Consider the following 26,215-nt stretch of genomic DNA (forward strand, 5'->3'; position numbering starts at 1 on the left):
GATCACCTTTCTATTTAAACATTCGTTTTAAACGGTATTGTTCATAACGAGAACCATCATACATATCGAAATAATCGAAGACGTAACGACCCGATGAATCTACATATGTAAGTTCCCAGAGTTCCTTTCCATCAACTAGTGCTGGTGTAATTTTAATAAATTTGCAGGATGAGCATTCTTTTTTCCAATCAGTAAGGATCGCTTCTTTATTAAGAATTTCTGCTTGGTCCACAGTTGTAAGTTGTTTTTCTTTTCCTTTCAACGGATAAAAAATAATCTTATTCTTTCCTTTTTTATCTTTACCATACACTACATGATAAGCATTTTCGCCATTAAACGTTTCAATGTCTGTTACCTCTTTTAAAGAACCAGCTTTTAAAAGCTGCTGCTTTGTTTCTTCATATCCTGCTGTTTTGCTATCTAACAAATCCATATATAACACGGTTAAATAAATACCACAAGAAACAATAATAAAAATGATGGCGAAGAGGCTCCACTTTAACCATTTAGGATTGGTAAATAGTGAAGATAGCTTGTTCTTCATTTGTACCATCCAATGCTAATCCGAACATAAAATCTTGTTCTTTTAAGGTTTTATTTAACAAATCAACAATTTTATATAGATCCGGTGAATAGTGAAGCTTTACAGCTGCTAATTTTGTTAAAGAATTCTCCATCTTTTTCCCTCCTGGATAAAAGTTTCTTGTTTTATCAAGATCTGTTAGACATAATATGCAGCTTGCTGCAAATGCTAGGTATATGCTGAATGAATATAAATGAAGCATAGTTATAGTATACCAAGCTTCTTACCAAATTTGTTTTGTTTTTATTTATTTCGGCAAATTTTTTTCTAACCTATACCACTTTATGAATGCTGATGCTTCTATTGAGCATCAGTTTTTTTATACTATAGGAATGTATAAAACTTTAGGTTTTGTATCTTTCGCCATAAAACTTGGCGACAAGCCAAGTTTTTCTAATATAGGAAATTATATATGCATGTTGAGTAACTTCTTTAAACGTATCATGATCTCGCTGAATCGCCTAATCATTGAGTTCGCTTCATTAAAACCATTGTTCTGCTTTTTTCAATAACTCATTGGTTGTATCAAAGGTCAATGGTACCTTAGGAATGGAGTCAATAAAATATTTCCCATATCGAGCTTTGATAATTCGTGAATCACAAATAAAAACAATTCCTCGATCATTACTGGAGCGAATTAGTCTGCCAAAGCCTTGTTTAAAGCGAATGACAGCATTTGGTAAAGCATATTCCATAAATGGGTTTTTCCCTTTGTTCTTAAAAAATTGTGCCTTCGCCTGATGAACGGGATGATCAGGCGGTTGAAATGGTAATCGGACAATGACAAGGCAAGATAAATCTTCTCCTGGTATATCAACGCCTTCCCAAAATGAACTAGTTCCTAATAAGATGGCGTGATTGAATGATTGAAAATTTTTCTTCAAACGTGTTCTGCTGCCACTAGAAATACCTTGAGCAATTAATACATAACGATCATCTTGCATCATTTCTTTTAAAATTTCATATGATTTACGTAACATTTCATATGAGGTAAATAAGACTAGCATACGTCCATCTGTAATTTGTGCCAAAGATAAAATTACTTCGCTAGTTGCGTAAATAAAATCATCATTATTTCCATATTTTATATCTGGAAAATCATTCGGTATCATTAACTGGACTTGATCATAGTAAGAAAATGGAGATGCAATTTGTTTTGCAATTAATCTGTCCGGATCAATTCCAAGTCGATCGATAATAAATTGGAATGACTTCCCCATCGTTAAGGTAGCACTTGTCAAAATAACACTGTGCTTTGTAGTAAAGAAGTCTTCAGCTAATAATGTTGACACATCAGTAGGTTCGCTATACAAATAGACCGCATTTTTGGCTCCATTTGCTTCAATTTCCATCCACTTTACCTGTTTCATACTGTCTTCAACAAGAAAAAGCTGTTCCAGTTGATCAATATATATTTGTAACTGTTCTGTACAATAATTAATTCTCTCATTATCCTCAGTTCGAATTTCTTCTTTGTTTAACTGGGCTTTCATGATAGCCAAACCATGAATCAAATCCCTAAGGTAAAAGATAAGCCGAGTTACCATATCAATAATCGTACTCCACTTTCTTTCATCTTCCTGCTTTTTTTCAAACCGATACTGAGTTCTGCCAATATCACTTAACGTTTTATTTATTCTTCGTTGCTCCATGACGTATTGAAATAACTGCCGAAACAAATCATCTGTTTCATACTTTGCATTATCTAATAACTCATTCCACTGTTCTACTATTGTTGCAGGTACAGCTACTTCATAATGCGAGAGAATGCGATAAACAAGCTTTTCATCATCTGTTTTCCCCAGTTGATTAAGCGTATACTGTATTTGAACATAATCCAGTTTTAAACCGTAATACCTAGAGACGGTTGCTTCAAAATGATGTGCTTCATCGATAATTACTTGATCAAAGCTTGGCAACAGAGATGAGGCATGAAACATATCGGTACATAACAATGCATGATTCGTAATTACAATATTTGCCTGCTGCGCCTTCCGACGTGCCTTTTGATAATAAGATTTAAAAAACCATGGAGAAGTCGGATCAATATTTTCTTCCATCTCAGCGGAAATCCGCCTGAAAAATCGATAACCACTAGCGGGCAATTGGATCTCATCAATATCACCGGTACATGTTTCTGTTAACCAAACGAATATCATAGCTTTGGTTAAGGCAATATCATAATTGTTCTCTTCTGTTTCAGCTAGTTCTTGTTCTAACTTCTCCAAGCTAATATAATGAGATTTTCCTTTTAAAAGCGCAACTCGAAAAGGAAATGGCAGCAGTTTTTTGATTAGCGGGGTTTCTTCTTCCAATAATTGTGATTGCAATTGAGTTGTATACGTACTAATCACGATTCTTTTCCCTGTTGTAACTGCTTTGTAGACGGCAGGGATTAAATATGCTAATGATTTTCCAGTACCGGTCTCTGCTTCAATTAATGCATGCTCTTTTCTCTGAAACGCATCAAAAATAATTTCTGACATTTCCCGTTGTCCAGTTCGCCTCTCATATTTTTCCATCGTTTTTGCAAGCGTTCCGTCCGCTTCATAAATGCTGTCAAGATAATCACCGAATGATATATCTACAGAGGTAAGCGGTTCATCTATTATCTCTGTATGCCGATAGGCCAGTCCCCGATATGTATCTATTTTCGTATCCTCGGATGGGTTAAACAATCGTTGCTCTTTATAATAATGAAACAGTTTATACACGTCAGACTTTAATGTTTTTTCTAGTTTTAAAAGCTGATCCATTGTTTCATATGGTAAAGAAGCAAGCTTCTCTTTTATTTTTAAAAATAATTTCCCTGTTACGAAAGCGTCCGATAACGCTCGATGAGGTTGATTATGATTAATCTGTAAATGTTCGGTAAGCTGATTTAACTTATAACTAGGTGAAGTTGGGAAAAAAATTCTAGCCAATTCTACCGTATCGAGTACCGGATTAGTTAACTTTGATTGACCGCAATTCTCTAATTCCAAATTTAAAAAACCTAAATCAAATGGAACATTATGAGCTATCAGGTAGCTGTCTTTAAACAGTTCGATAATTTCTTCAGCAACCTCATTAAAGGTAGGAGCCTCCATAACATCTTCATCTGAAATCCCTGTTAGATTTGTGATAAATGAAGGGATTTCCTGTTTGGGATTCAGTAAGGTGGAGTAACTATCAACAATGGCATCTTGTTCAATAACAACAATTCCTACTTCAATAATTTTATCTGTTTTTGCTGGTGAGTTTCCGGTTGTTTCTAAATCTATGACTACATATCGATCCATACATAACCACCTCACTTCATTTGTGATCGTATTTACCAGTTGTTCAGTTAGTCGGACGATGAATAGTCAAACCAGTCAATTTCTCCAGAATATAACCGTTCAACACGATTTTCCTCATTTTTTACTAATAATGCTCCATCTTCGGCCAACCCGTAAAATATAGCTTTTTGTTGTTTATTTAATTGGTGAATCGTAATCATTTCACCGATGCGAAACCCGTACTTTTCCCATTTTGTCTTTACCACTTGAAAACCTTTCTTTATATATAAATCATAAATATGCTCAAAAGATACTAAAAAATGCTGGATTATTTGTTGAATAGACCACTCTGTTCCAGATTCAATTCGCAGTGAAGTTGCTCGCTGCTGTAATTCCTCCGGCCAGTCTTCCAATTGTTGATTTATATTTAATCCTACACCAATGATTACGTAGTCGATCTGATCTTGTTCTGCTTGTAGTTCTGTTAAAATTCCAGCACATTTTTTACCATTACTAAACAGTATATCATTTGGCCACTTAATCAGTGGATGTAAAGGTGTAAGTTCTTTAATCGTATCCGCTAAAGCAACAGCAGTTAATAATGTTAATTGCGGAGCAAGATATGGAGGTAAAGGTGGTTCGAGAATTATGCTCAACCACATACCATCGCCTTTTTTAGTGTGCCACGTTCTATTCATTCTGCCTCTACCTGAAGTTTGTTCATTTGCAATAACAATTGTTCCATGTTCACTAATACTTTCCTTAGCAGTGTTATGAGCAAGGATTTGCGTAGAGCTAGTTACTTCACGGTGAATGATCTTTTTGCCAAGCCAGTTCGTATCTAAGCCCCATTGCAGCGTATTTGCTGTTATTTTATCCGGATAGCCAATAATTCGATAACCAAGCTTCGACTTTGCTTCAATCAAATAGCCATCTTTTTTTAGATCATTCATATGTTTCCAAATGGCACTACGCGATATATTTAGTTGTTCAGAGAGTTTTTGTCCGGAAATATACGTATCTTTATTCTCTGCCAATAGATGAATTAATTTATTCCGGGTGGATTCCATTTTATCCACTCCTTTATCGCTTGATATTCATTAGGTAATTGCTTTGTAACAATTTGGCGTTCAATAGAATTTAATAATTGCTGGATCCATGGTCCACGTTTTGAACCTGGAAATAGCTCTAAAATATCATTACCGCTAAAATTGATTTCCTGTTTTGTATGTATTGGTAATGCATGGTCTATTTCCAGCATCTGTTCCATCATAACTTTCTTACCGCATAAACAACTAATAAGCCGCACAAAACCGCCATAGAGAGTATTCGGCAATTGATAAACAAGCCAAGGACTTAGACCTTCATGACTGAATAAATCAATTTGCTCGGTTAATTGTAATGCTTCTCGTTTTTGCTTGTTGGAGCATTTCCAAGCCTTTGACCAAGCTGCAATAGAAATAGAGCGATCTAAAAAATGAAATAAGACCAATACTTCACTAAATGAAAGTAATGGCTTTACATTAGCTGGCAAACGAACAAATAATTGATCGTTGTCACGAAATATCGGTAAATATTGATATATTTTTAAATTTATAATGTAATCGAGCGCTTTTTGTACATGTTCTCCTGCAAACAACTTCGTAAATTCTTTTGTAATTCGTTCCACAGCAAGACCTTCTATTTCCTGTTTTACTTGTTTCATATGTGTAATGGTTTCCGGATGAATGGTAAAGCCGAGCTGACTGCTAAATCGTAATGCACGAATAATACGCAATGGATCCTCCGAGAATCTTTCTACCCCATTGCCAACTGTTCGGATGATTCCTTTTTTTAAATCACTTTTGCCATGAAATAAATCAATAATCTTTCCATCTTTATCCATGGCAAGTGCGTTAATGGTAAAGTCCCTTCGCTCAAGATCCTTGTCAATTTGGTCAATATACGTAACTGTATCTGGATGGCGTTGATCTGAATAATTGCCATCGACCCGGAATGTCGTTACCTCATAGGATTGTCCTTCAAATCGAACGATCACAGTACCATGCTCAATCCCAACCGGAATAATCGATTCAAATATTTGCTGTAACTCATCAGGGGTTGCTGATGTAGCAATATCAATATCTCCAATTGGTCGACTTATCAAATAATCTCGAACACAGCCACCAACAAAATAAGCTTGGTGCTGATAACTTTCAATTATTTCTAAGATGGCCTTTGCTTTATGAAAGGGGTTTGCTAACATGTTAATCACCAATTTCTAATTCTATGACTACCTAGTACTTGTTCATACAATTGCTCATATTCGTTTACAATAATATCGGAATGGAACTTAACGTTTGCCCGCTTCAGCGCCTGTTCAGAAAATAAATGTAACTTGTTTTCATCTGTTAATAATTGAACCGCATATTCCGCTGCTTGATTTACTGCACCAAGTTGAACAAGATAACCTGTTACTCCATGTTCAATCACTTCAGGAATACCGCCAATTCTCGTTCCAATACAAGGAACACCGCAAGCCATTGCTTCTAATAAGACAAGGCCAAAGCTTTCTTTTTCAGATAAAAGTAATTTCAAATCACTAATTCGTATGAAATCACTGATGTTTTTTTGTTTTCCTAAAAACAATACATGTTCCTGTAAACCTAATTCATCAACAAGCTCCATTGCAGTACTACACTCAGGGCCATCACCAATTAATAATAGCTTGCAATCAATTCGTTTTTGGATTTGAGCAAATGTATGAATAATATCTGGCAATCGTTTTACCTTGCGAAAGTTAGAGATATGGACGATTACCTTTTCCGATGGTTTGATCCCATATTGTTCTTTAATGGACGGTAATGATTTTGGATAATATTCCTTTTCATTGACAAAATTATAAATAACATGAATGGGCTGTTTAACATTTAATTGTTTTTTCGTTTGTTCTTTCAGATGTTCTGAAACAGCAGTCACAGCATCAGAATGGTTAATAGCATGGGTAATCATATTTTTAAAAATATCGTCAATCGCCAATACTGTAATATCCGTCCCATGCAAAGTGGTAACTATTTTTACATCTCGATCTGCTATATCTCTTGCTAGGAGCGCACTAACTGCATGTGGCATGGCATAATGAACATGCAAAATATCTAACTCCTCCCGACTTATTACTTCCGCCATTTTTGCTGCTAAAGCCAAGTCATAAGGAGGATACTGAAATACGGGATAATGACTTAATTCAACTTCATGATAGTAAATTCGTGGGTTAATTCGATTTAAGCGAAAGGGTAAACTGGATGTAATAAAATGTACTTCATTACCTCTCTCAGCCAAAAGCATACCAAGTTCTGTTGCGATAATACCAGACCCGCCAACACTAGGATAGCAAGTAATACCTATTTTTTTCATTCCTGCTTTCCTTTTGTTTTTTTCTGTTTTATAATTTCACGCCACTGGAAATCGCCATCGTGCAAGCCTCGAATAAATATTTCCGAAGCAGCAATATTGGTAGCAAGCGGAATTTGGTACACATCACATAGCCGCATCAAAGCACTAACATCCGGTTCATGTGGTTGAGCTGTTAATGGATCTCGGAAGAAAATCACCATATCCATATTATTATCAGCAATCATAGCACCTATTTGTTGATCACCACCTAATGGGCCTGATTGAAATAAATGTATATCTAAGCCAGTTGCTTCCATGATCATACTTCCAGTCGTTCCTGTTGCATATAGCTGATGCTCTTTTAGAATGTACTGATATGCTCTTGCAAAATTAATGATTTCTTGTTTCTTTTTATCATGAGCTATTAACGCAATATTCATCGAATACCCCCAAGATTATAAAATGTTTTCTAAACCGTATGTTAATCCTTTTGTTTCCATTACTTTTTCAATACTAAGTCTTATGCCAGCCATAAATGAAGTACGATTGATAGAGTCATGCTTGATCGTCAACGTTTGTCCCGGACTGCCAAAAATAACCTCCTGATGCGCAACTAATCCAGGTAGACGAACACTATGTAATCTAATTCCATCTAGATCAGCCCCTCTTGCACCTGGCAATGTTTCTTTTTCATCTGGATGTCCTTGCTTTTTAGGGACACGATTTTCCCTAATCAATTCTGCAGTTTTTATAGCTGTGCCGGATGGTGCATCTAATTTGCCATCATGGTGTTTTTCAATAATATCAACATCCGCAAAGTATTTTGCTGCCATCTTAGCAAATTTCATCATAAGTACAGCACCAACAGCAAAATTTGGTACGATCATGCACCCCATATTTTGTTGTTGAGCAAGCGTATCTAATTCCTGTAATTGAGATTCAGTAAATCCTGTAGTCCCTACAACAGGACGAATATAATGTTCTAAAGCTATTTTTGTATGGTTATATCCCGCTGAAGGAACAGATAACTCAATAAGCACATCTGCTTCTTCATGCTGTTTAAAACATTCTCGTGCATCATTATAAATCGGAACTGCTGCTTCTGTTCCCGGAAGCACTTCATTTAACGTTTTGCCATTATTTTTCCGATCAATACAGGCAACTAATCTGAACTCAGCTTCATTCATTACCATTTTCACTGCTTCCGATCCCATATTTCCTCTTGGTCCAGCAATTACAACATTAATGGTCATATGCTTCTTCTCCTCTTCTTATGTGGTTCAATCTTTTTTCGTCCAGCGATCTTTATCACGTGTTTCTATTTTCCTTATAGCTGTATGAAATGCATCGGATAAATCAATGTCTAATGAATTAGCAAAACAAGTTAAGACAAAAATGATATCGCCTAATTCTTCTTCAACCGTTTTTTCCTGTTCTGTCGGCTTTTTTGGCTTTTCTCCGTAATAATGATTCACTTCTCTTGCTAATTCACCTGTTTCTTCCGTTAAACGGGCCATTAGGCTTAAAGGAGAAAAATAACCTTCTTTAAATTGACGGATATATCGGTCAACTCGCTCTTGAATCTCTTTCGTCGTATATAGTGGTGTCGTCATAAAAACCTTCCTTTTCAACAACGTTTGCTATTATCATGTTAGCTAATCCGCACTGTTTTGACAAATTATTTCTATTGGTTTCAAACAAATTTTTATCCCGCATGTAAGATGCCGTAAGACTCCCACTTTAAAATCTTGAGTTGATACAAAAGGTCTAAGTGGGAGAAAACGGCACCTAAATGCCCGATTCGTTCAACTAACATTATTCCGCTGTTTCTCTACTAAAAACCAAATTGTTCTTTAACGTTAGTTTGTCTATACTAAAAAAGAAGTTTTTTCTATTTTAACAGAACATTTATATCACACCACAAGAGAATATGGCATATCTTTTCAATTTAACTAGTCATTTATGAACTTATAAAATAAACTTATGTAACTTTACTTACAAATAATCGATGTTTGCACAATAGGAGGTAATCGTTTGTTTTTAGGATTGAAAATAAAAAATATCATATTTATTTTATTTGGTGCAGCTATTTTTTCTTTTGGTATCGTTCATTTTAACATGCAGCATAATCTGGGGGAAGGCGGATTTACAGGTATAACACTTTTACTTTATTTCTTATGGGGATTCGATCCAGCGATCACCAATATTTTATTAAATATTCCCCTTTTTTTAGTCGGATGGAAATTTTTGGGTAAAGCAACTTTTGTTTATAGTATTATCGGTACAGGAGCAGTATCTTTATTTTTAAGTATATTTCAATACAAGCCATTTGCTATCCACCTTGAATCTGACATGACATTAGTTGCACTATTTGCCGGAGTATTTATCGGTGTCGGCTTAGGAATTATTTTTCGGTATGGTGGAACAACGGGTGGTGTTGATATTATCGCAAGGCTTGTTAATAAATATGTCGGTTGGAGTATGGGAAAAACAATGTTTCTCTTCGACTTTATCGTCATTACGACTTCTGTATTTGCTATCTTAGATTTAAAACAAGGGATGTATACGTTAGTGGCTGTATATCTTGGAGCTAGAGTAATTGATTTTATTCAGGAGGGTGTCTATTCAGCAAAAGGAGCGATGATTATCTCTAATTACAGTGAACAAATTGCCGAAAAAATCCTAACAGACATGGATCGAGGTGTTACTGTATTAGAAGGGCGAGGGAGTTATTCGGGTCATAAGCGAGCTGTTTTGTATTGTGTTGTTGCAAGAAACGAAATTGTTCGTCTTAAAAATGTAATACACCAAATTGATCCACATGCATTTGTAGCGATTAGTACTGTTCACGATGTAGCTGGTGAAGGATTTACACTAGATGAAAACAAAAATCCAATACAAAACTAACGAGAAAGTAGTAACTACTTACACCAGTCGTTAGAAAAACTTGGCTTGTCGTCAAGTCTTTATGGAGAATTCTTATACGATCAAGCCTAAAGTTTTATATTTTCCTATAGACAAAGCCCTAATAATGATGCTTCTTGGTGGGATCAAAACAACATTTTTAAGTGATGTTTAAGGATGCTGAGCTAGAAGCCTTGTTTAGGGACGTACAAACGGAAGAACCTTAAGTCAACATCAGGAGAGCCGACGTTGACTTATCGTAGGAAGAAGAGCGAAGTTTGCTACAACTTTAGCGCTTAAGCTAGATGATACTAATTTTCAAAAAAATCACCTACAAGCTAGAAATGGAAATAATTCTTGGAAACTAAAAAAGAGATGGCACTATTGACCATCCCTTTTCATCGTATTTATCCCGCATGTAAGGTGCCGTAAGACTCCACATCAAGAGTCTTTAGTTGATATAAAAGGATCTAGTGGGAAAAAACGGCACCTAAATGCCCGATTCGTTCAACTAACATTCCGTATAAAAAGCATTCCACGGAATGAAGTTTCACTTATCCCGCATGTAAGGTGCCGTAAGACTCCACATCAAGAGTCTTTAGTTGATATAAAAGGGTCTAAGTGGAAGAAAACTCCTACTGAATAAAGTTTCTCTTTATTCATTGCTGGAAACGTACATCAGGATAAATCGGACAAGCTCTGCTACAGCTACAAGTGCCGCTGCAACATAGGTTAATGCAGCTGCATTCAGCACTTTTCTCGTAGCTCGTTCTTCGTTATTACGAATAACTCCAGATGAGACGAGCTGAGCCATTGCACGGTTTGATGCGTCAAACTCGACCGGCAAAGTTACTAGCTGGAATAACACAGCTAGGGCAAAGAAAATTATTCCCAATAAGAATAATCCTGACATGCCGAGGAAAAGTCCAGCTAGAATTAAAAAGAACGACATATTCGAACCAAAGTTTGCTACAGGAACGAGTGCGCTTCTAAATCGTAAAAACGCATAGTCCTCTGCATCCTGAATAGCATGTCCAACTTCATGTGCCGCAACGGCAGAAGCGGCCATGGAATGTCCGTGATAGTTATCTGTTGAAAGACGAACTACTTTTTTTCTAGGGTCATAATGATCCGAAAGCATCCCTCTGGTTTCTTCGATAGTAACATCATATAGCCCGTTTTCATCAAGAATTTTCCGTGCAACTTGTGCACCGGTCATATACGAGGAAGTAGGCTGCTTCGAATATTTTTTGTATGTGCTCTTCACCTTCGATTGTGCCCAAAGTGGGATTATCATCAATAAGGCAATGTAGATTAGGTAACCTCCTAAACCACCAAACATATGCATCCCTCCTTATTAAGGTCAATTTTAGTCAAAAATCAGCTGTTAGTCAACTGTTTTATCTTGCTTATTTCTTTTTTCCGCTTCGCCTTTATATTTTCTCCAACTAACATAAGTTAATGTAATTCCAATGCATCCTCCTACAATAATAACAATCCAAATAAGAGGAATAATCCCTCCATTTTGTTCCCTCGCAGTAGTTGTCTTAAGAAGTGTGCTCGCTTGCATGTTTGACATAAGAAATCCATCACTGATTATAATCCCTATGATTATCAGGCAAGTTGTGGTAATACATAACATAAGTTTTTTCATAGAGACCTCCCCATCTTTAACTTCTTATACTAATGTATGAATGGGAGGAATATTATATAACAGCGATTATCTAGGTAGCGTATGATGTTTTTTATTTCCAACCGTTAAGAAATAAGCCAAGGCAATGGATATGATACTTAGCCAAAACGTAAAATAGCCTATCTCATTCATATAAGTTATCAGTGATGAATAGACCGGCATTTGCTCAAACACATAATCAATCACATCATTATGTAATGTCCAAATCGAAGCTACTACAATATGACGTAATTTCAACTGATAGAATGGTGCATATAAGAGGCCTTGAATAGCCATTGCTCCATGAGAAGCCATTAACATATATCCTTGCCAACTTAAAGTTCCATCCAAAAATAGTGTGAGGAGATTCATCATCACAGCCCAGATCCCGTATTTAAACAAGGTGATCATTGCTAATGCTTCAATATAAGGTACATGTTTACCAAAGATAAAAAATAACAAGAAAACAGTAAAAAACAAACTTGCTGTCGGACTGTCCGGTACAAAAATGAAAAATAAGGGTTCGGTATTCGAAAGTTGGCTTTCATACCACATATATCCATAAATGGTTCCACTTAAATTGATAAAAAATAATATGATTAGCAATCGTTTATCAAGTAATATGTATTTATTCAAAAATATCCCTCTTTTCTACGGTCGAGGTTAGGGTAAAGATAAAGAAAACGTTAGACTAATTCCCATTAAATACAAGCAACTTGTTATAATTAAAAGTACTCTATCCCAGCTATCTTATTCTTTCTTAATGGATGAAAAAGGCACCTTTACCAGCAATGTGATAAAGGTGCTTGTTATTGCTTATTTTTGTGACTCATTAACGGATACGATAAAATCTACTAATTGCTTAAGCTCTTCTTCTGTTCCTTTAAATTGCTCCGGCGGCATCGAACCAATACCTTCAACAGCAATTTTCGCAATTTCTTCAGCAGATTTATCCGTTCCAACTAACGGTGGGCCAGCCGCACCACCTTGCAGCATTTCCCCATGACAAGATAAGCAACTATTTTCATAAATCGCATAGCCCGGATCTTCAGTATCAACTTCTTGTCCCGGAGGAATCGGTTTATTTGCTTCCGCACGGGCCTCCCAATCAACTTTGGCAGCAGACTCATACGTAAGCCATATAACCGATGCTAATGCAAGAACCATCATGCCAACAGCTATTGGTCGTTGATGTGGTCTTCTTCCAGGTCCATTATCCAAAAATGGTGCGAGTAATAATGCACCAAATGCAATCCCCGGCAAGACAAGAATACCCAATAGAATAAAATCTTGACTTGCAAATTCATATTTCAACAATTCATACAAAAACAAGAAGTACCAGTCTGGCAATGGTATATATCCTGAACTAGTTGGATCAGCCATTCCTTCTAAAGGAGAAGGATGAGCTAAAGTTAAGGATAAAAAGCCAACTAAAAAAACGGCACCTACCAACCATTCTTTTAATAAAAAGTTGGGCCAGAAAGCTTCTGTTCTCCCAGGATATTCTGAATAATCTTTTGGCAGATTCGATTTCTTCTCTAAAGGAATTCGCGAATCGCCGACAAATTTCATACCTTTACCCCTATGCATGCTTTCCCCTCCTTTTTATAATGGTCCTGATATACCTTGTCTACGAATTAAAATAAAGTGTACAGCTAATAAAGCAAATAATGCAGCTGGTAAGAAAAATACATGGATCGCAAAGAAGCGAGTGAGTGTCTGAGCCCCTACGATATTCGCATCTCCAGCTAACAGCGTTTTCAATTCTTCACCTATAAATGGAACTTGTTGGGCAATTTCTAGCCCGACCTGAGTCGCAAAATAGGCTTTGTTATCCCATGGTAATAGATAGCCTGTAAACCCTAGGCCAAGCATGATAAAGAAGATTAGCACACCAACAATCCAATTTAATTCACGCGGTTTTTTATATGCTCCTTGGAAAAACACACGCAGTGTATGTAATAATAGCATTACGATTACAACACTGGCACCCCAATGGTGCATACCACGAACAATTTGTCCATGTGCAACCTCGGTTTGTAAGTAATAGACCGATTTCCAAGCATTTTCTATATCCGGTACATAATACATGGTTAAAAACATACCAGATAGGATTTGAATAACAACAACAAAGAATGTTAACCCGCCAAAACAATAGACAAATGCAGAAAAATGGTGAGCTGGATTAACATGCTCTGGTACTTCATGATCCGCAATATCCCGCCAGATTGGCGTAATATCTGCGCGCTCATCAATCCAATCGTAAATTTTTTGTAGCATAAGTTATTACGCCCCCTCTCTAGGTACCGGGTCACCTAAATATAACATGCCATCCTTTACTTCATACTCATAAACATCCAATGGCTTTAAAGGCGGTGTACCTGGTACGTTTGTTCCATCCTTATAGTATCGACCATCATGACATGGGCAGAAAAATTGATCAGGATGTTCGTCACTTCCTCCCCAGTTAACGACACAACCCAAGTGCTTACATACCGGTGAAAAGGCTTGAATCTCACCCTTGTCGTCTTTAAATACAAAGGCTGATCGACTTACTTCAGATTCATACCAGCCATCAATTTGTTTGACCTTCCAGTCGATTTTCTTAGGCTCTGTTGTAATATCATCAACAGCTAAATCGACACTCACCATATCACCGCGCCCCGATTCTTTTAACACTGGGTCAATTGCCATTCGCAACATCGGTGCCAGCATTCCTGCTGCCATAAATCCACCGACCCCGGTTAGCGTATAGTTTAAAAATTGCCTGCGGGATACCTGCTGCTTTTTTTTGCTCATGATTTTCCCCCCTCTTCTTACAATAATCACGGACAATATTGTTACATCAGATTACTAGGACATAACCATGATAGCGTAAACTGTTTGTCTGGTCAATCATATTCCCCCTTGAAAAGAAAAAGTTTTCATTATTTTTCACCAATAAGATTGGATGAGTTCACTTAGTTGCTCTACCTGATCACGAATGAAGCGATGCATTTCAGCTGATTTTAAATCTCCTGACTTCATTCCGGAAAGCCATATTAATGTTCCAGCAAATGCTAGTTCATGTTTTTTCCAAGCTGGATCTAACGTTAAGATAAACACATGTTTAAACGGTTGTTGCTTGACTTCTTCTATCCATGCATTTATTCGAGAAAGCTCCTCTGACCTATCGGCTGTCTTTATATAATAATAAATAGGTGCTAGCAAAATCCGTCCCGTTAATTCTTTTTCCAATTCATTTGCTAACAAATTGGTCCATTCACTTTGAAAAGCATTTACTTCCATATTTGCATCATTGTCCATTTGATAAGGTACCAAAGGAATCAAAACTGAATCAATATATTCTTTTGCTTCTATGTATTGAATTACGTCCGATTTCTCCCATTTCATATAGTAAGTCCAACCTTTCGCTTGTCATCTTATGTTATATTTCTGTATTTTTTAAAAAGTCCGGTAAACATGCGGTTATATGCATTGCTGACTTGTGGTAGCGTTTTATATTCAATTGATACACTCCACTACTCGAAACTACATCGCCTCAATTCTCTTAACCTCTTATTTTTGACCATGCACGTTAATTAAATCTTATCTATCCAGACAAAAAAAATCAACCTATTGCTTTTGCAATTTTGGTTGCATTGAATAGGTTGCATCTAACGCTTTTAGTTCATTTACCAATACCAAAAAAGCAGCTTCGTCCATATCATCTAGCGCCTTATCGATTTTTCTTTGGATGATTTGTTTTTGAAATTTGTATAGGGATTGATCTAAAATTTGTTTAGCGATTTTTTTATCTTTTTCCGTAATAAAATACTCATCTGGGATAAATGGATTCTCCTCGAGAACAGAAATATAAAGTGCATTTTGATAGGACTTATGAAAATTTAGTTGTAGATACAACGGTTCGTTTTTATTCAAGCGAATATCATGAAACGACTTTTCTGCATCTGTTGTAACTAATTGATTTTTATAAAAGCGAAAAGCTACTTCTTCTGAACATTGACTTGTCATAATTATGCCACGCGGGCAGAATTTTGCTTCCCGAACAAAATGAAGCTGTCCAAGTAATTCATCATGATTCATTAAATAATTTAAAATCCATACGCTCTCTCGCTTTTTTAACTGATAATTGTTTAAAAACCATTGGATGAAGTTCTTTTTATCTTCCACAGATACCGGAGTGTGCACCATCCTCTAACCTCCCTCACAACCGCTAACTTGCCTTGCATAAACCTTTCTAAATCCCTCTATCTGATTGTTGTAATCGACGCAGAAATTCAGTAATCTCATCATCAAATGGCTGTTTTTCTAGATATGCAGTAAAAACAGGTATTGCTTCTTCTACCCTCCCTTCTTCCGTTAAAAAGTATCCATACTCCTTCAAGAAATCACTATCATCTTTTAGATTATTATATGCTATTGTATAATGTTTTAATGCATTATTATATTCTTCAATTTCATTATAAGCACGGGCTAGTTCCCATTCATACAAAGGATCAAGAGCCCCTATATCTTTTATTTCGATAAGCAGGTCAATAATTCCTTTAAAATCGGCCCTGTTTTTTAAGAGTTCAATTAAAAATAAAATCGCTTCTTTAAAGTCAGGGTCAATCGCAACTGCTTCTCTTACATACGTTTCACTTGCATCATCCTTATTAAGTTGATGTGCGAGCCGTCCGGCAAGTAAATATAATTCTTTATGAAACTCATCTACTTGCAAACCTTTTTGAGCAGTTTCATATGCTTTTTCAATTAAACCTTCTTCCATATAAACATTAGCAAGATGAAGGTAAACAGTATGATAATACGTATCAAGCTCAATAACTCGCTCCCAAGCTTTTCTTGCAATATCGTTTCTGCCAGCTTGATAGGCAGTAAAACCGTATTTAAACAAGGACTCCGGATTTTCATTTGCTTCATCTTGGTAATAGGTTAAGGCAAGTTCGAATTCACCAGCTTCTGCATATGCTTCTGCCAGCCGATCGCGAACCGATACATGCCCAATTTCGTTCGTTTTTGGCAAGACTTTTTCATAATAAGTCGTTGCTTTTAAATAATTTCCTGTAGAAAAATATAATTCTCCTAACGCAAAATCAATGATTGGTTCATTTGGATCGAGTCGCTTCGCAGCTAATAACTTTTGTTCTGAAACCTCAAATAAACCTTGAGATTGGTAAAGATCAGCTAATTGAATTAACGTTTGCATATAAGCAGGATCATTTTCATGAATATCGTTTAATAATTCAATGGCAGATTCATCATCTTCTAATTCAATATAAATATCAGCAAGTGTTAATTTTAGTTCCGCTTCATCAGGGTATTGTTGAATTAATTCCTCTAGTAGTACTTTTGCTTCTTGCAAAAAGCCCCATTGTATATATAATTCAGCAATCGTATAGCGTTCCTCTTCATTTGCAACTGGCAAAAAATTTTCTAATAGTTCGATTGCTTTTTCTGTTTGTTGGGCCTCCATAAGTCGAATGGCTTCCATAATTGTTTCCAAATTGAACTCCCTTTCTACACGTTCTTCATACTTTTTATGATAACGAAAAACAGATGCATGTTCAAAATATAAGTATAGCTACATATAACAAACTATTTTCCATCTTAAACGAAGAAGCAAGCTAGCCTTTATGAAGACAGGTGCTGGGACATAAGCAAATACGAAATAGCACAAACCGAACAATTCATTTATAATTGTTCGGTTTGTTTGTGTTTAGAAAAACTTGGCTTGTCGCCAAGTCTTTAGCGAAAGCCATCGTTTTTCTTATACGATAAAGTGAAACTTCATTCAGTAGGAGTTTTCTTCCATCTCCTATTGAATGTTAGTACCGCAAGGGTATGACCTAAAGGCCCTTAAACGAATCGGGCATTTAGGTGCCGTTTTCTCCCGCTTAGACCTTTAGTATCAACTCAAGATTTTGAAGTGGGAGGTCTTACGGCACCTTACATACGGGATAAAGCCTAAAATTTTATACTTTCCTATAGTACAAGGACGATTTGTTGTTCGTTTTTTAATCAGCAGTTTTTGTTTTGTCCCAGCCTCTTTTATATAATTTGCTCCAAATCTTTAAAAAAACTTGGATATGATGTGGCGATTGGAGTGATATCATCAATCGTAACTTCTGTAGTGGTAATCAGTGAGGCGACCGCTGCGAGCATCCCCATTCGATGGTCATGATAAGATTCAACTCGGTTACCTACTAATTTTGTTTTTCCACAAATAATGAATCCATCTTTCGTTTCTTTAATGTTTGCCCCTAAACGTGTTAAGGTTTCTGTGACAGCGCGAATTCGGTCCGTTTCTTTAACGCGAAGCTCTCGTGCATCTTTAATTACGGTTGTGCCTTCAGCTTGGGTAGCCAAAAGAGCAATAATTGGAATTTCATCGATTAAGCGAGGAATAATCTCACCCTCTATAGTTACAGCTTTTAATTCCCGATACGTAATGGTAATGTTACCGATCCGCTCTCCGCCTTTTTGCCGCTCATTTTCTATCTGGATATCCGCTCCCATTTCCAATAAAACATCAATGATTCCCGTTCTTGTTTCATTTAACCCTACGTTTAAAAGCTTTAAACTACTTCCAGGTACAATCGCTGCTGCTACTAAGAAAAAGGCTGCAGAAGAAATATCACCAGGGACATAGATATCCGTTGCTGTTAGTGTTTGATTACCTTTTAAAGAAACAGCAGTTCCGTTTATATGTAACTCAGCGCCAAAAGCTTCTAACATCGTTTCTGTATGGTTTCGCGTTGACGTACTCTCCGTCACGGTTGTTTCTCCTTCAGCAAATAAACCTGCTAAAAGAATAGCTGATTTCACTTGTGCACTTTTAACAGGCAACTCGTAACGGATTCCCTTCATTGTTTGTCCTCTTATGGCTAATGGAAGATAATTACCGTGATCTCTACCATCTATTTGCGCTCCCATTAAACGGAGTGGCTCCACTACCCGGTTCATGGGACGTTTCGTTAATGAAATATCACCATGTAATGTAGTAAACATTGGCAATCCTGCTAAAATGCCAAGCATTAATCTTGCAGTTGTTCCAGAATTACCGAAATACAATGGCTCCAAAGGTTCTTTTAAAGCTTCCGGTCCTTTACCAAAAATGGTTAAACTGGAACCTTTTTGCTCGATTTTTACTCCCATCGCTTGAAAGATAGTCAACGTACGCAGACAATCTTCACTACCTAAAAAATGTTGAACATGCGTCGTTCCATGGGCTAACGAACCAAACATAACGGAACGGTGTGAAATAGATTTGTCTCCAGGTACCTCAATTTTTCCTTGTAACGGTCCTTTCGGCGGCTGAAGCTTTCGTTCCCTCAACAGATACTCCTCCTTTTGCATGGATTAGTTTTCAATCATTGTTTCATATCCTGCTTGTTTTAAAACCAATTCACTCGTTTTTTGTAATTTTTCCGAAGCAAAGCTTAAGCGTAATGCACCCATGATACCTTCACGAATTTCTAATATTTGAATATTATTAATACTTACTTCATGCTGTGCTAATAATTGCGTTACATGTGCTAACGCACCTGTTTGGTCACGAATGTCTACATATAAATCGTGATAGGAAGGAATTACCCCTTTATCCGATGTACCTAAACCGTCGCGATACACTTTGGCCTCTTCTAAATAGTTTATCATTTCTTTCTTTCTATTTTTCTCTAGTAGCGTTTTTAATGTTTCCATCTCGGTAATCCATTCACCTAATAATTGAGCCATTTTTTTACGGTTATGATAAAAAATATCTTGCCATAGAGCTGGATTACTTGAAGCTATTCTAGTAATATCACGAAAACCACCAGCAGCGAGGTTTGGGAGATATGCATGTGTTTGTTGCCAATGTTTTGCTTGATGAACTAATGATGAAGCAATAAGATGTGGAAAATGGGAAATCACTCCTGTCATTTCGTCATGCTCTTCTGCTTCTAAAACAACAAATTTACTCTTTGTAGGAAGCAATAATGATTTTAATGCTTCCACATCGGATGATGAACTACTCTCTGTTGGTGTAAGGACATAAATGGCATTTTCGAACAAATGGCCTTTCGCTGCTTCTATCCCTTTTTTATGTGAACCTGCCATCGGATGACCACCAATAAACGCTACCTGGCTATTTTTTAGTTGGTTAGCTGCTACTATTATGGATTGCTTTACGGATGAAACATCACTTACGATAAGTTTCTTCGTCAATGGTATTTCGTCTAACATTGCTAATAGACGAATCGATTCAGAAATGGGCGCAGCTATAATTAAGTAATCTGCCCGTTGTACTGCTGTTGTATAATCCGTAATAGCCTCCTGAATAATTCGATGCTCCTTTGCATATCGAAGCGTATCCTTATGAATATCATAGCCAATAATATGATTTGCATCGCTCGGTTGAAGTGCTTTAGCGATAGATGCTCCAATCAATCCCAAACCAGCAATTGTTATGGTTCGCTTCACGTTGCCATCTCCTTAGCCCTTTTGTTTATGATACTTTAAGATTAATTCTTGCAGTCGTTCCATATCTTCTTTTAATCCTAGTGTTAATCGAATTGTATTAGGTATACCTAATAGTTCTCCTGGACGTAGGATAAAGCCATGTTGAATTAAATAATCAAACATATCTGTTCCGCTTTCGGGTGTTGCCACGAGCATAAAATTAGTTTCAGACGGAAAATAATGCCATCCTATATCATCTAAAAACTGTTGAAATGCTAATTTCACTTCTAAGTTTTTTGCTTTTGTGTCTTTGATAAAAGCTTCGTCATTTAACGCAATTCGGGCAATTTGCTGAGCAATAGATGTTGTATTGAACGGACCACGAACTAAATTCAGCTGCTTAACAATAGCTGCATTTGCTATTCCATAACCAATGCGGAGGCCTGCGAGCCCATATGCTTTAGAAAAGGTTCGTAATACAATTAGATTGCTATATTGTTTTACTTGTTCAATAGCTTGTATATCTTTTTCCGGATCGACATATTCGTAGTATGCTTCATCCAAGACAACTAGAACTTCTTCAGGGCATGCATTCATAAATCGAATAAAGTTCTCTTTTGGCATCGGATTTCCAGTCGGGTTATTCGGTGAGCAGAACCATACCACATTGGTGTTTTCATCAATCGCTTCCAGCATACCGTCTATATCATGATAGCCGTCAATGGTAGCTATTTCCCTCACCTCTGCTCCCTCAATAATGGCATTATGCTTATATTGCGGAAAGGTAGGAGCTGCCATTACAGTATTCACGTCTGGAAAAAGAAACGTACGACAAATCATTTGAATGATTTCCTCTGATCCACTGCCAAAGATAATTTCAGCCTCGTGTACATTTAGTTTTTTGGCAAGGTCTATTCGTAACTCTCTTGTATATCCATCTGGATACATATCAAAAGCAGGTACATAATCTATTAAAAACTCCTTAATTTTTGGTGTAAAACCATAAGGATTCTCATTAGAAGATAATTTAACGATTCGATCTAATTTATAATATTTTTTTATGTCTTGAATCTGCTTTCCTTGCTGATATGGTGCTAATTGATTTAATCTATCTTTTATCTTCATTGTCTAAACCCCTTTTTTGTTAGGTCTGGCCGTAAATGTATCGCTTCATTTTGAAATATGTGCTGAATACTAGCTTGATCTTTCTCTGTGTTTACTACCATCATAACACGGATACACGCCATTAAACTGTTAGGTACGTCTATTTCCTTCATACACATAACAGGCACATACTTCCACCCTGTTCCTGGTAATAGTCGTAAGGCTTTGGCTGGAAATGCAGCCGTAATGTCTTTTGTAACAGAGATAAAAACATGCGATACATCGTCAGGAACTATATTATTTTTTTCTACCATTTCCTCAACCAAAATTCTTGTATTCTCAATAATAACTTCTTCTTTATTCTCAGATACAGTTGTCGCTCCACGAATTCCCCTTGTCACTTCTTCACCAGCTTTCTTTCAAAAGAATGTAAGTAATCTAACATTGCTTGATCACCAATTGTTCTTATGGCTGGTTTACCAATCTTCTCAAGTAAAACCATTTGAATCTGCTTTTGTTTATTTTTCTTATCTTTTTTCATTTTTGCAAGTAGTGCTTGATGCTCGATGGCTTTTAAATGGAGAGGATATTTATTTTGCTCCATCCACTGTTTTAATTGTCTAAATGGTAGTTCATTATTAAAGAACTGCTCACTCACATGAACAGCAAACAATAGACCAATTGCCACTGCTTCCCCATGAGTTAAAGATCCATAGCCTAACTCTGCTTCTAGTGCATGCCCTAACGTATGTCCTAAATTTAAGTATTTCCGAATACCGGCTTCTTTTTCATCTTTTTCCACAACTTCGGCCTTAATTTGAATTCCTGTACGGAGATGAGTTTGTAAGCTTTGTAACGATAAAGCAGCTAAGTCAGCTTTTAAAAAGGAATGAAAGGTCAACTCATCCGAGATCATTGCTTCTTTTATTAATTCTGCATAGCCAGACCGCACTTCTTGCTCACTTAGGGTCTGCAATGTTTCTACATCATAAATGACTGCTTGCGGCTGATAAAAGCTGCCAATCAAATTCTTGCCCATCGAATGATTAATGGCTACTTTCCCGCCTACACTGCTGTCATGAGCTAAAATCGTTGTTGGCATTTGAATATAATCTATTCCTCGCATGTATGTTGCAGCTACAAAACCAGCCAAATCGCCAATAACTCCCCCACCTAAAGCAATAAGTAAAGCATCACGATCCAGACCAAATTTGATAGCTTCTGTTTGCAATTGGTAAAAATATTCGATACTCTTTGTTCGTTCTCCTCTTGGAACGACAGTATGGTAAACTTGATGATCTGAAAGGCTTGATAAACAATCGGATAAATATAAATCTCTCACCCGTTCATCGGTGACAATCCAAATAGCCGAGTACTCCTTAGGCAAATAATTCGCAATCTGGTTACGTATACCTTCTCCAATTGTAATCGTATATGAATTCGTACTTGCTTGTACGATAAGTTCTGTCGTTTTCACTTTAAAAACACCTGATTTCTTCCCGATATTGATCCATCGCTGCTTGCAATTTGGGAAATTGATCACTCGTAAATTGTTCCGTAATCGCTTTGGCTAATTCAAAAGCTACTACATGTTCCATCACTACAGCAGCAGCTGGAACTGCACAAGCATCCGATCGTTCTACTGTTGCTTTAAATGGCTGTTTCGTTTCTATATCAACACTTTGTAGCGGGTGTTTCATCAATGTTGGGATCGGCTTCATAACCCCTCTTACAACAATCGGCATTCCGGTCGTCATTCCACCTTCAAAGCCGCCAAGACGGTTAGTAGTACGATAATAACCTCTTTCTTCACTCCAAGCAATCTCATCATGAACCTCACTACCGTTAAGCTTGGCTGCTGCAAAACCAATCCCAAATTCTACCCCTTTAAATGCATTAATACTCACAACACTACCTGCTATTTTACTATCAAGCTTGCGGTCATAGTGAACGTAAGATCCGATTCCTGCTGGCATTCCTTCTACGTAGACCTCGCAAATGCCCCCGATAGAATCACCTTCTTGTTTTGCTAGATCAATCGCATCCATCATCGATTGTTCCACATCTTTATCCAGCACACGGACCGGTGAATCCTCTGAAAGTTGCTGGCGATCTGACATAGTTAAATGCTCTTGATCTTTGGCAACGATACCTGCTATTTCTTTCACATAACCAGATATTTCAATCCCTAAATGTTTCAGCATTGTTTTAGCAACAGCACCAGATGCTACACGTGCTGCTGTTTCACGAGCAGAGGAACGCTCCAAAATATTTCGTATATCGCGATGCCCGTATTTTAGGGCACCATTCAAATCAGCGTGTCCAGGCCTTGGTCTCGTTACTACTCTTCTTATTTTGGTTTCCTCAGAAATAGGGTCTTCTCCCATAATATCTTCCCAATGCTTAAAATCATCGTTATGTATGACTAAAGAGACGGGAGAGCCTAAAGTCATACCATGTCTAACACCGCCTACAATCTCAACTAAATCCTTTTCAATTTGCATTCTTTTTCCACGCCCATGGCCTTTTTGCCTGCGTAATAGAGAACTATTGATATCTTCTTTTAAAAGCGGCATACGAGCTGGTACGCCCTCAATAATGGTTGTTAATTGCTTTCCATGTGATTCTCCCGCTGTCAAGTAACGCACATCTCATTCTCCTTTTATGAATTTTTCTAATTACTATACCATAAATTGTCGTGTTTTTGGCAATAAAAACACAAAAAAACGAATTAATACGTTAAAAGATTAAAGTGAAGCGCTATCAATTCATCTTTTAACAAAACGAATGGTTATAAATTGATGTTGTTTCTCTATCTCAAATATCACGGAAGATAAGTGAATATTTGAGATAGGGTCACGATGGGAATGAAAAGTACGAAGAAACATATATATGTCAGGAGGCAGGCAGATATCCCCATTGTACTAGCTTACACTTCCCACTACATCTTATTAACTTCTAAAGCCCAATAGTGACCATTCTTCCATACGATTTGTCATTTTCACCGATTTTTGAACAACCTTTCAACAAGACATATTAATTAACCCCAACAGCCAAACGGTGTTTGACAATTGGGGTACAAACTAAAATCAAATTTTTTGATAAAAAAAGGTATCTAATAATTGCAAGCCATATTTTTCCGGATTAAAGATTTGTTCGGTACTACCTACAAACAATACGCCATTTGTATTTAAAGCCTGAGAGAAATAGCGATAAATTTTTTCTTTTGCTTCATCTGTAAAATAAATAAGTACATTTCTGCAGATAATTAGATCTAAATTTTTAGGATAAGCATCAGCAAGCAGATTATGCTTTTGAAAATTTACTTGTTGTTTTATTTCCTCACTCACATGATATAAATTATGCTGTTGAATAAAGTATTTGTTAATTAAATTTTTTGGCATATCTTTTAACGCTTGTTCTGGATAGATAGCTTGCTTTGCTTTATTCAGGGCTGTTTCGTCAATATCTGTGGCTAAGATTCGATACATTGCGTTAGGGAAATATTCTGAAAGCATAACCGCAATACTATAAGGTTCTTCCCCCGTGGAACAAGCAGCACTCCAGATATGGAAAGGTCGTTTGTTAACTAAGGCTGGTAATACAGAGTGTTGTAGGACTTCCCACCGTTTCGGATTCCGATAAAACTCAGATACATTAATGGTTAAACGATCAATAAATTCTTTTAGCAGGACTTTATCTTGATCCAAAGCATGATAATAAGTGGCGAAATCTGTAAAGCCACGTTTGTTTCGTAATGAAGTCAGTCTCCGCTTCATTTGCGTTTCCTTATACAGCTGCAAATCGATTCCCAGCTTATTCTTAATTTTGGCCATAAAGTTAAAATAATCTCGGTCCAATGTTCCCCCTTCTTTCAATCGGTTATTTTTATTGCCTTTATTTAAATCTAAACTTAAGCTCGACTAGATATAAAGTCTTTGGTATACGATTGTCATTTCCTTTTTAACATCACTATTTTCCGACTAAAACCTAGCTCTACGCTAATTATTTCGCTTTAAAACGTATAAAACACTTATAGAATAGTGATTTAAACGCATTTTATGTATTGTAAAACTACTAACAGTATTACCAGACAGAGGAAAAGCTAGTAGCGCTCGGTTAGTGACATACAAACCAGAGAACTTCTGACATGATCAAGGAAACATGCCTCTAAAACAAGGGGATGCCGATGCCTGAGCGGTAACCCTACTTTTCGTCGGCCTTTCTTTAGATTCGAGCCGATGATTGACTTATCATCAGAAGAAAATTGAAGTTTGCTAGGCGCTTGAGCGCTTAAGCTAGACGATGATGCTATTTTCAAAAAAGATATCCACCATGCATGGAAGGATATAATTTCTTATGATGCAAGAGGATGCCGTGAGGATAACCTCACGGCCAAACTATTTTATATTTACTTTTAGTAAATCCAAGCAGAATCCTGCTTATGGTAAGAAACAAGTTCTTCTTCTTTAAAAAATAATTTAAGCTCACGTTGGGCACTTTCTGGAGAGTCTGATCCATGAATGACGTTTTTTCCAACGGTCAACCCATAATCACCGCGAATGGTTCCTGGCGATGCATCTGCAGGATTTGTTTTTCCCATCATTTCACGTGCGATTGCGATTACATTTTCCCCTTCCCATGCCATCGCAAACACTGGTCCGGAAGTAATAAAATCTACAAGCTCATGAAAGAATGGACGCTCTTTGTGTTCTGCATAATGCTCTTCTGCTAAAGCTGTTGAAATTGTCATTAGCTTTGCCCCTACTAATTTAAAACCTTTTGCTTCAAAGCGTTTAATAATAGATCCAATTAGATTACGTTGTACTCCATCTGGTTTTACCATTAAAAATGTTTTTTCCATGCTCCAAATCCCCT

At 36.8% G+C, this 26,215-nt stretch carries 26 protein-coding genes and 1 pseudogene; 1 reads left to right on the forward strand and 26 read right to left on the reverse strand.

What is annotated here, in order from left to right; translation table 11 throughout:
- Nucleotides 1–10 precede the first annotated feature (10 nt).
- The 9 genes from BN1066_RS16835 to BN1066_RS16875 form a co-directional block, all read right to left on the reverse strand.
- Entirely contained in the window at nucleotides 11–544 is a 534-nt protein-coding gene (locus tag BN1066_RS16835; protein WP_077320595.1) for a cell wall elongation regulator TseB-like domain-containing protein, read from the reverse strand.
- Nucleotides 507–677: a YpmA family protein gene (locus BN1066_RS16840; RefSeq protein WP_077320596.1), complete on the reverse strand. Its 171-nt coding sequence runs from the start codon at nucleotides 675–677 to the stop codon at nucleotides 507–509. The genes BN1066_RS16835 and BN1066_RS16840 overlap by 38 nt, the downstream gene beginning before the upstream one ends.
- Nucleotides 678–1,065: 388 nt before the next feature.
- Complete coding sequence (gene dinG, locus BN1066_RS16845; RefSeq protein ID WP_077320597.1) at nucleotides 1,066–3,864, reverse strand: ATP-dependent DNA helicase DinG; 2,799 nt, start codon at nucleotides 3,862–3,864, stop codon at nucleotides 1,066–1,068.
- A gap of 47 nt (nucleotides 3,865–3,911) precedes the next feature.
- Complete coding sequence (locus tag BN1066_RS16850; RefSeq protein ID WP_077320598.1) at nucleotides 3,912–4,913, reverse strand: biotin--[acetyl-CoA-carboxylase] ligase; 1,002 nt, start codon at nucleotides 4,911–4,913, stop codon at nucleotides 3,912–3,914.
- Entirely contained in the window at nucleotides 4,889–6,088 is a 1,200-nt protein-coding gene (locus BN1066_RS16855; protein ID WP_077320599.1) for a CCA tRNA nucleotidyltransferase, read from the reverse strand. Before BN1066_RS16855 ends, BN1066_RS16850 begins: the two co-directional genes overlap by 25 nt.
- A 5-nt stretch (nucleotides 6,089–6,093) precedes the next feature.
- Entirely contained in the window at nucleotides 6,094–7,236 is a 1,143-nt protein-coding gene (gene bshA, locus BN1066_RS16860; protein ID WP_077320600.1) for an N-acetyl-alpha-D-glucosaminyl L-malate synthase BshA, read from the reverse strand.
- Complete coding sequence (mgsA, locus tag BN1066_RS16865; RefSeq protein WP_077320601.1) at nucleotides 7,233–7,655, reverse strand: methylglyoxal synthase; 423 nt, start codon at nucleotides 7,653–7,655, stop codon at nucleotides 7,233–7,235. Before mgsA ends, bshA begins: the two co-directional genes overlap by 4 nt.
- Nucleotides 7,656–7,670: 15 nt before the next feature.
- The gene (dapB, locus tag BN1066_RS16870) at nucleotides 7,671–8,468 is read right to left on the reverse strand and encodes a 4-hydroxy-tetrahydrodipicolinate reductase (protein WP_077320602.1); all 798 of its coding nucleotides are present in this window, start codon (nucleotides 8,466–8,468) and stop codon (nucleotides 7,671–7,673) included.
- Nucleotides 8,469–8,495: 27 nt separating this feature from the next.
- A complete protein-coding gene (locus tag BN1066_RS16875; RefSeq protein WP_077320603.1) occupies nucleotides 8,496–8,828 on the reverse strand; it encodes a nucleotide pyrophosphohydrolase in 333 nt (110 codons plus the stop codon).
- A 421-nt stretch (nucleotides 8,829–9,249) separates the two neighbouring features.
- Between BN1066_RS16875 and BN1066_RS16880 the strand changes: the two genes are divergently transcribed.
- Complete coding sequence (locus BN1066_RS16880; RefSeq protein WP_077320604.1) at nucleotides 9,250–10,122, forward strand: YitT family protein; 873 nt, start codon at nucleotides 9,250–9,252, stop codon at nucleotides 10,120–10,122.
- A 652-nt stretch (nucleotides 10,123–10,774) separates the two neighbouring features.
- On the opposite strand, the gene BN1066_RS16885 is transcribed toward BN1066_RS16880, so the two are convergent.
- The 17 genes and pseudogenes from BN1066_RS16885 to ndk form a co-directional block, all read right to left on the reverse strand.
- The gene (locus BN1066_RS16885; RefSeq protein WP_077320605.1) at nucleotides 10,775–11,461 is read right to left on the reverse strand and encodes a zinc metallopeptidase; all 687 of its coding nucleotides are present in this window, start codon (nucleotides 11,459–11,461) and stop codon (nucleotides 10,775–10,777) included.
- A 45-nt stretch (nucleotides 11,462–11,506) separates the two neighbouring features.
- Nucleotides 11,507–11,626, reverse strand: a pseudogene (locus tag BN1066_RS20940) (sporulation protein YpjB); the annotation flags it as partial.
- Nucleotides 11,627–11,839: 213 nt separating this feature from the next.
- On the reverse strand, nucleotides 11,840–12,427 hold the full coding sequence (gene lhaT / locus BN1066_RS16895) for a lipoprotein heptaprenylglyceryl N-acetyltransferase LhaT (RefSeq protein ID WP_077320607.1): 588 nt from the start codon (nucleotides 12,425–12,427) through the stop codon (nucleotides 11,840–11,842).
- Between the two features lie 180 nt (nucleotides 12,428–12,607).
- Nucleotides 12,608–13,381, reverse strand: a complete 774-nt coding sequence (locus BN1066_RS16900) for a menaquinol-cytochrome c reductase cytochrome b/c subunit (protein ID WP_077320608.1) — start codon at nucleotides 13,379–13,381, stop codon at nucleotides 12,608–12,610.
- A gap of 15 nt (nucleotides 13,382–13,396) precedes the next feature.
- Nucleotides 13,397–14,071 carry a menaquinol-cytochrome c reductase cytochrome b subunit gene (gene qcrB / locus BN1066_RS16905; RefSeq protein WP_077320609.1) on the reverse strand — a complete coding sequence of 225 codons (675 nt, stop codon included), beginning with the start codon at nucleotides 14,069–14,071 and terminating at the stop codon, nucleotides 13,397–13,399.
- A gap of 6 nt (nucleotides 14,072–14,077) precedes the next feature.
- Nucleotides 14,078–14,590, reverse strand: coding sequence for a QcrA and Rieske domain-containing protein (locus BN1066_RS16910; RefSeq protein ID WP_077320610.1), 513 nt, complete (start codon nucleotides 14,588–14,590; stop codon nucleotides 14,078–14,080).
- Between the two features lie 135 nt (nucleotides 14,591–14,725).
- Nucleotides 14,726–15,184, reverse strand: a complete 459-nt coding sequence (locus BN1066_RS16915; RefSeq protein ID WP_077320611.1) for a DUF2487 family protein — start codon at nucleotides 15,182–15,184, stop codon at nucleotides 14,726–14,728.
- Nucleotides 15,185–15,406: 222 nt separating this feature from the next.
- Nucleotides 15,407–15,982 (reverse strand): ReoY family proteolytic degradation factor, encoded by a 576-nt coding sequence (locus BN1066_RS16920; RefSeq protein ID WP_077321530.1) that lies wholly within the window; start codon nucleotides 15,980–15,982, stop codon nucleotides 15,407–15,409.
- Between the two features lie 49 nt (nucleotides 15,983–16,031).
- Nucleotides 16,032–17,297 carry a tetratricopeptide repeat protein gene (locus tag BN1066_RS16925; protein WP_077320612.1) on the reverse strand — a complete coding sequence of 422 codons (1,266 nt, stop codon included), beginning with the start codon at nucleotides 17,295–17,297 and terminating at the stop codon, nucleotides 16,032–16,034.
- 545 nt (nucleotides 17,298–17,842) lie between these two features.
- Entirely contained in the window at nucleotides 17,843–19,129 is a 1,287-nt protein-coding gene (gene aroA / locus BN1066_RS16930) for a 3-phosphoshikimate 1-carboxyvinyltransferase (protein ID WP_245799821.1), read from the reverse strand.
- A 24-nt stretch (nucleotides 19,130–19,153) separates the two neighbouring features.
- Entirely contained in the window at nucleotides 19,154–20,254 is a 1,101-nt protein-coding gene (locus BN1066_RS16935) for a prephenate dehydrogenase (protein WP_077320614.1), read from the reverse strand.
- Between the two features lie 12 nt (nucleotides 20,255–20,266).
- Nucleotides 20,267–21,358 (reverse strand): histidinol-phosphate transaminase, encoded by a 1,092-nt coding sequence (gene hisC / locus BN1066_RS16940; protein WP_077320615.1) that lies wholly within the window; start codon nucleotides 21,356–21,358, stop codon nucleotides 20,267–20,269.
- Nucleotides 21,355–21,738 carry a chorismate mutase gene (gene aroH, locus BN1066_RS16945; RefSeq protein ID WP_077320616.1) on the reverse strand — a complete coding sequence of 128 codons (384 nt, stop codon included), beginning with the start codon at nucleotides 21,736–21,738 and terminating at the stop codon, nucleotides 21,355–21,357. The genes hisC and aroH overlap by 4 nt, the downstream gene beginning before the upstream one ends.
- Nucleotides 21,735–22,814 (reverse strand): 3-dehydroquinate synthase, encoded by a 1,080-nt coding sequence (aroB, locus tag BN1066_RS16950; protein ID WP_077320617.1) that lies wholly within the window; start codon nucleotides 22,812–22,814, stop codon nucleotides 21,735–21,737. The genes aroH and aroB overlap by 4 nt, the downstream gene beginning before the upstream one ends.
- A gap of 1 nt (nucleotide 22,815) precedes the next feature.
- Complete coding sequence (aroC, locus tag BN1066_RS16955) at nucleotides 22,816–23,985, reverse strand: chorismate synthase (protein WP_077320618.1); 1,170 nt, start codon at nucleotides 23,983–23,985, stop codon at nucleotides 22,816–22,818.
- A gap of 441 nt (nucleotides 23,986–24,426) precedes the next feature.
- Nucleotides 24,427–25,197 (reverse strand): CheR family methyltransferase, encoded by a 771-nt coding sequence (locus BN1066_RS16960; RefSeq protein ID WP_281250279.1) that lies wholly within the window; start codon nucleotides 25,195–25,197, stop codon nucleotides 24,427–24,429.
- A gap of 557 nt (nucleotides 25,198–25,754) precedes the next feature.
- On the reverse strand, nucleotides 25,755–26,201 hold the full coding sequence (gene ndk / locus BN1066_RS16965; protein WP_077320619.1) for a nucleoside-diphosphate kinase: 447 nt from the start codon (nucleotides 26,199–26,201) through the stop codon (nucleotides 25,755–25,757).
- Nucleotides 26,202–26,215 lie beyond the last annotated feature (14 nt).

The sequence above is a fragment of the Virgibacillus proomii genome (assembly GCF_900162615.1).
Taxonomy (GTDB): Bacteria; Bacillota; Bacilli; order Bacillales; family Amphibacillaceae; genus Virgibacillus; species Virgibacillus proomii.

What these genes read in the sequence shown, in the direction of transcription:
- BN1066_RS16835 (WP_077320595.1), bottom strand. Translation starts at nt 544, where the DNA reads ATGAAGAACAAGCTATCTTCACTATTTACCAATCCTAAATGGTTAAAG.
- BN1066_RS16840 (WP_077320596.1), bottom strand. Translation starts at nt 677, where the DNA reads ATGGAGAATTCTTTAACAAAATTAGCAGCTGTAAAGCTTCACTATTCA.
- dinG (WP_077320597.1), bottom strand. Translation starts at nt 3,864, where the DNA reads ATGGATCGATATGTAGTCATAGATTTAGAAACAACCGGAAACTCACCA.
- BN1066_RS16850 (WP_077320598.1), bottom strand. Translation starts at nt 4,913, where the DNA reads ATGGAATCCACCCGGAATAAATTAATTCATCTATTGGCAGAGAATAAA.
- BN1066_RS16855 (WP_077320599.1), bottom strand. Translation starts at nt 6,088, where the DNA reads ATGTTAGCAAACCCCTTTCATAAAGCAAAGGCCATCTTAGAAATAATT.
- bshA (WP_077320600.1), bottom strand. Translation starts at nt 7,236, where the DNA reads ATGAAAAAAATAGGTATTACTTGCTATCCTAGTGTTGGCGGGTCTGGT.
- mgsA (WP_077320601.1), bottom strand. Translation starts at nt 7,655, where the DNA reads ATGAATATTGCGTTAATAGCTCATGATAAAAAGAAACAAGAAATCATT.
- dapB (WP_077320602.1), bottom strand. Translation starts at nt 8,468, where the DNA reads ATGACCATTAATGTTGTAATTGCTGGACCAAGAGGAAATATGGGATCG.
- BN1066_RS16875 (WP_077320603.1), bottom strand. Translation starts at nt 8,828, where the DNA reads ATGACGACACCACTATATACGACGAAAGAGATTCAAGAGCGAGTTGAC.
- BN1066_RS16885 (WP_077320605.1), bottom strand. Translation starts at nt 11,461, where the DNA reads ATGTTTGGTGGTTTAGGAGGTTACCTAATCTACATTGCCTTATTGATG.
- BN1066_RS16900 (WP_077320608.1), bottom strand. Translation starts at nt 13,381, where the DNA reads ATGCATAGGGGTAAAGGTATGAAATTTGTCGGCGATTCGCGAATTCCT.
- qcrB (WP_077320609.1), bottom strand. Translation starts at nt 14,071, where the DNA reads ATGCTACAAAAAATTTACGATTGGATTGATGAGCGCGCAGATATTACG.
- BN1066_RS16910 (WP_077320610.1), bottom strand. Translation starts at nt 14,590, where the DNA reads ATGAGCAAAAAAAAGCAGCAGGTATCCCGCAGGCAATTTTTAAACTAT.
- BN1066_RS16915 (WP_077320611.1), bottom strand. Translation starts at nt 15,184, where the DNA reads ATGAAATGGGAGAAATCGGACGTAATTCAATACATAGAAGCAAAAGAA.
- hisC (WP_077320615.1), bottom strand. Translation starts at nt 21,358, where the DNA reads ATGAAGATAAAAGATAGATTAAATCAATTAGCACCATATCAGCAAGGA.
- ndk (WP_077320619.1), bottom strand. Translation starts at nt 26,201, where the DNA reads ATGGAAAAAACATTTTTAATGGTAAAACCAGATGGAGTACAACGTAAT.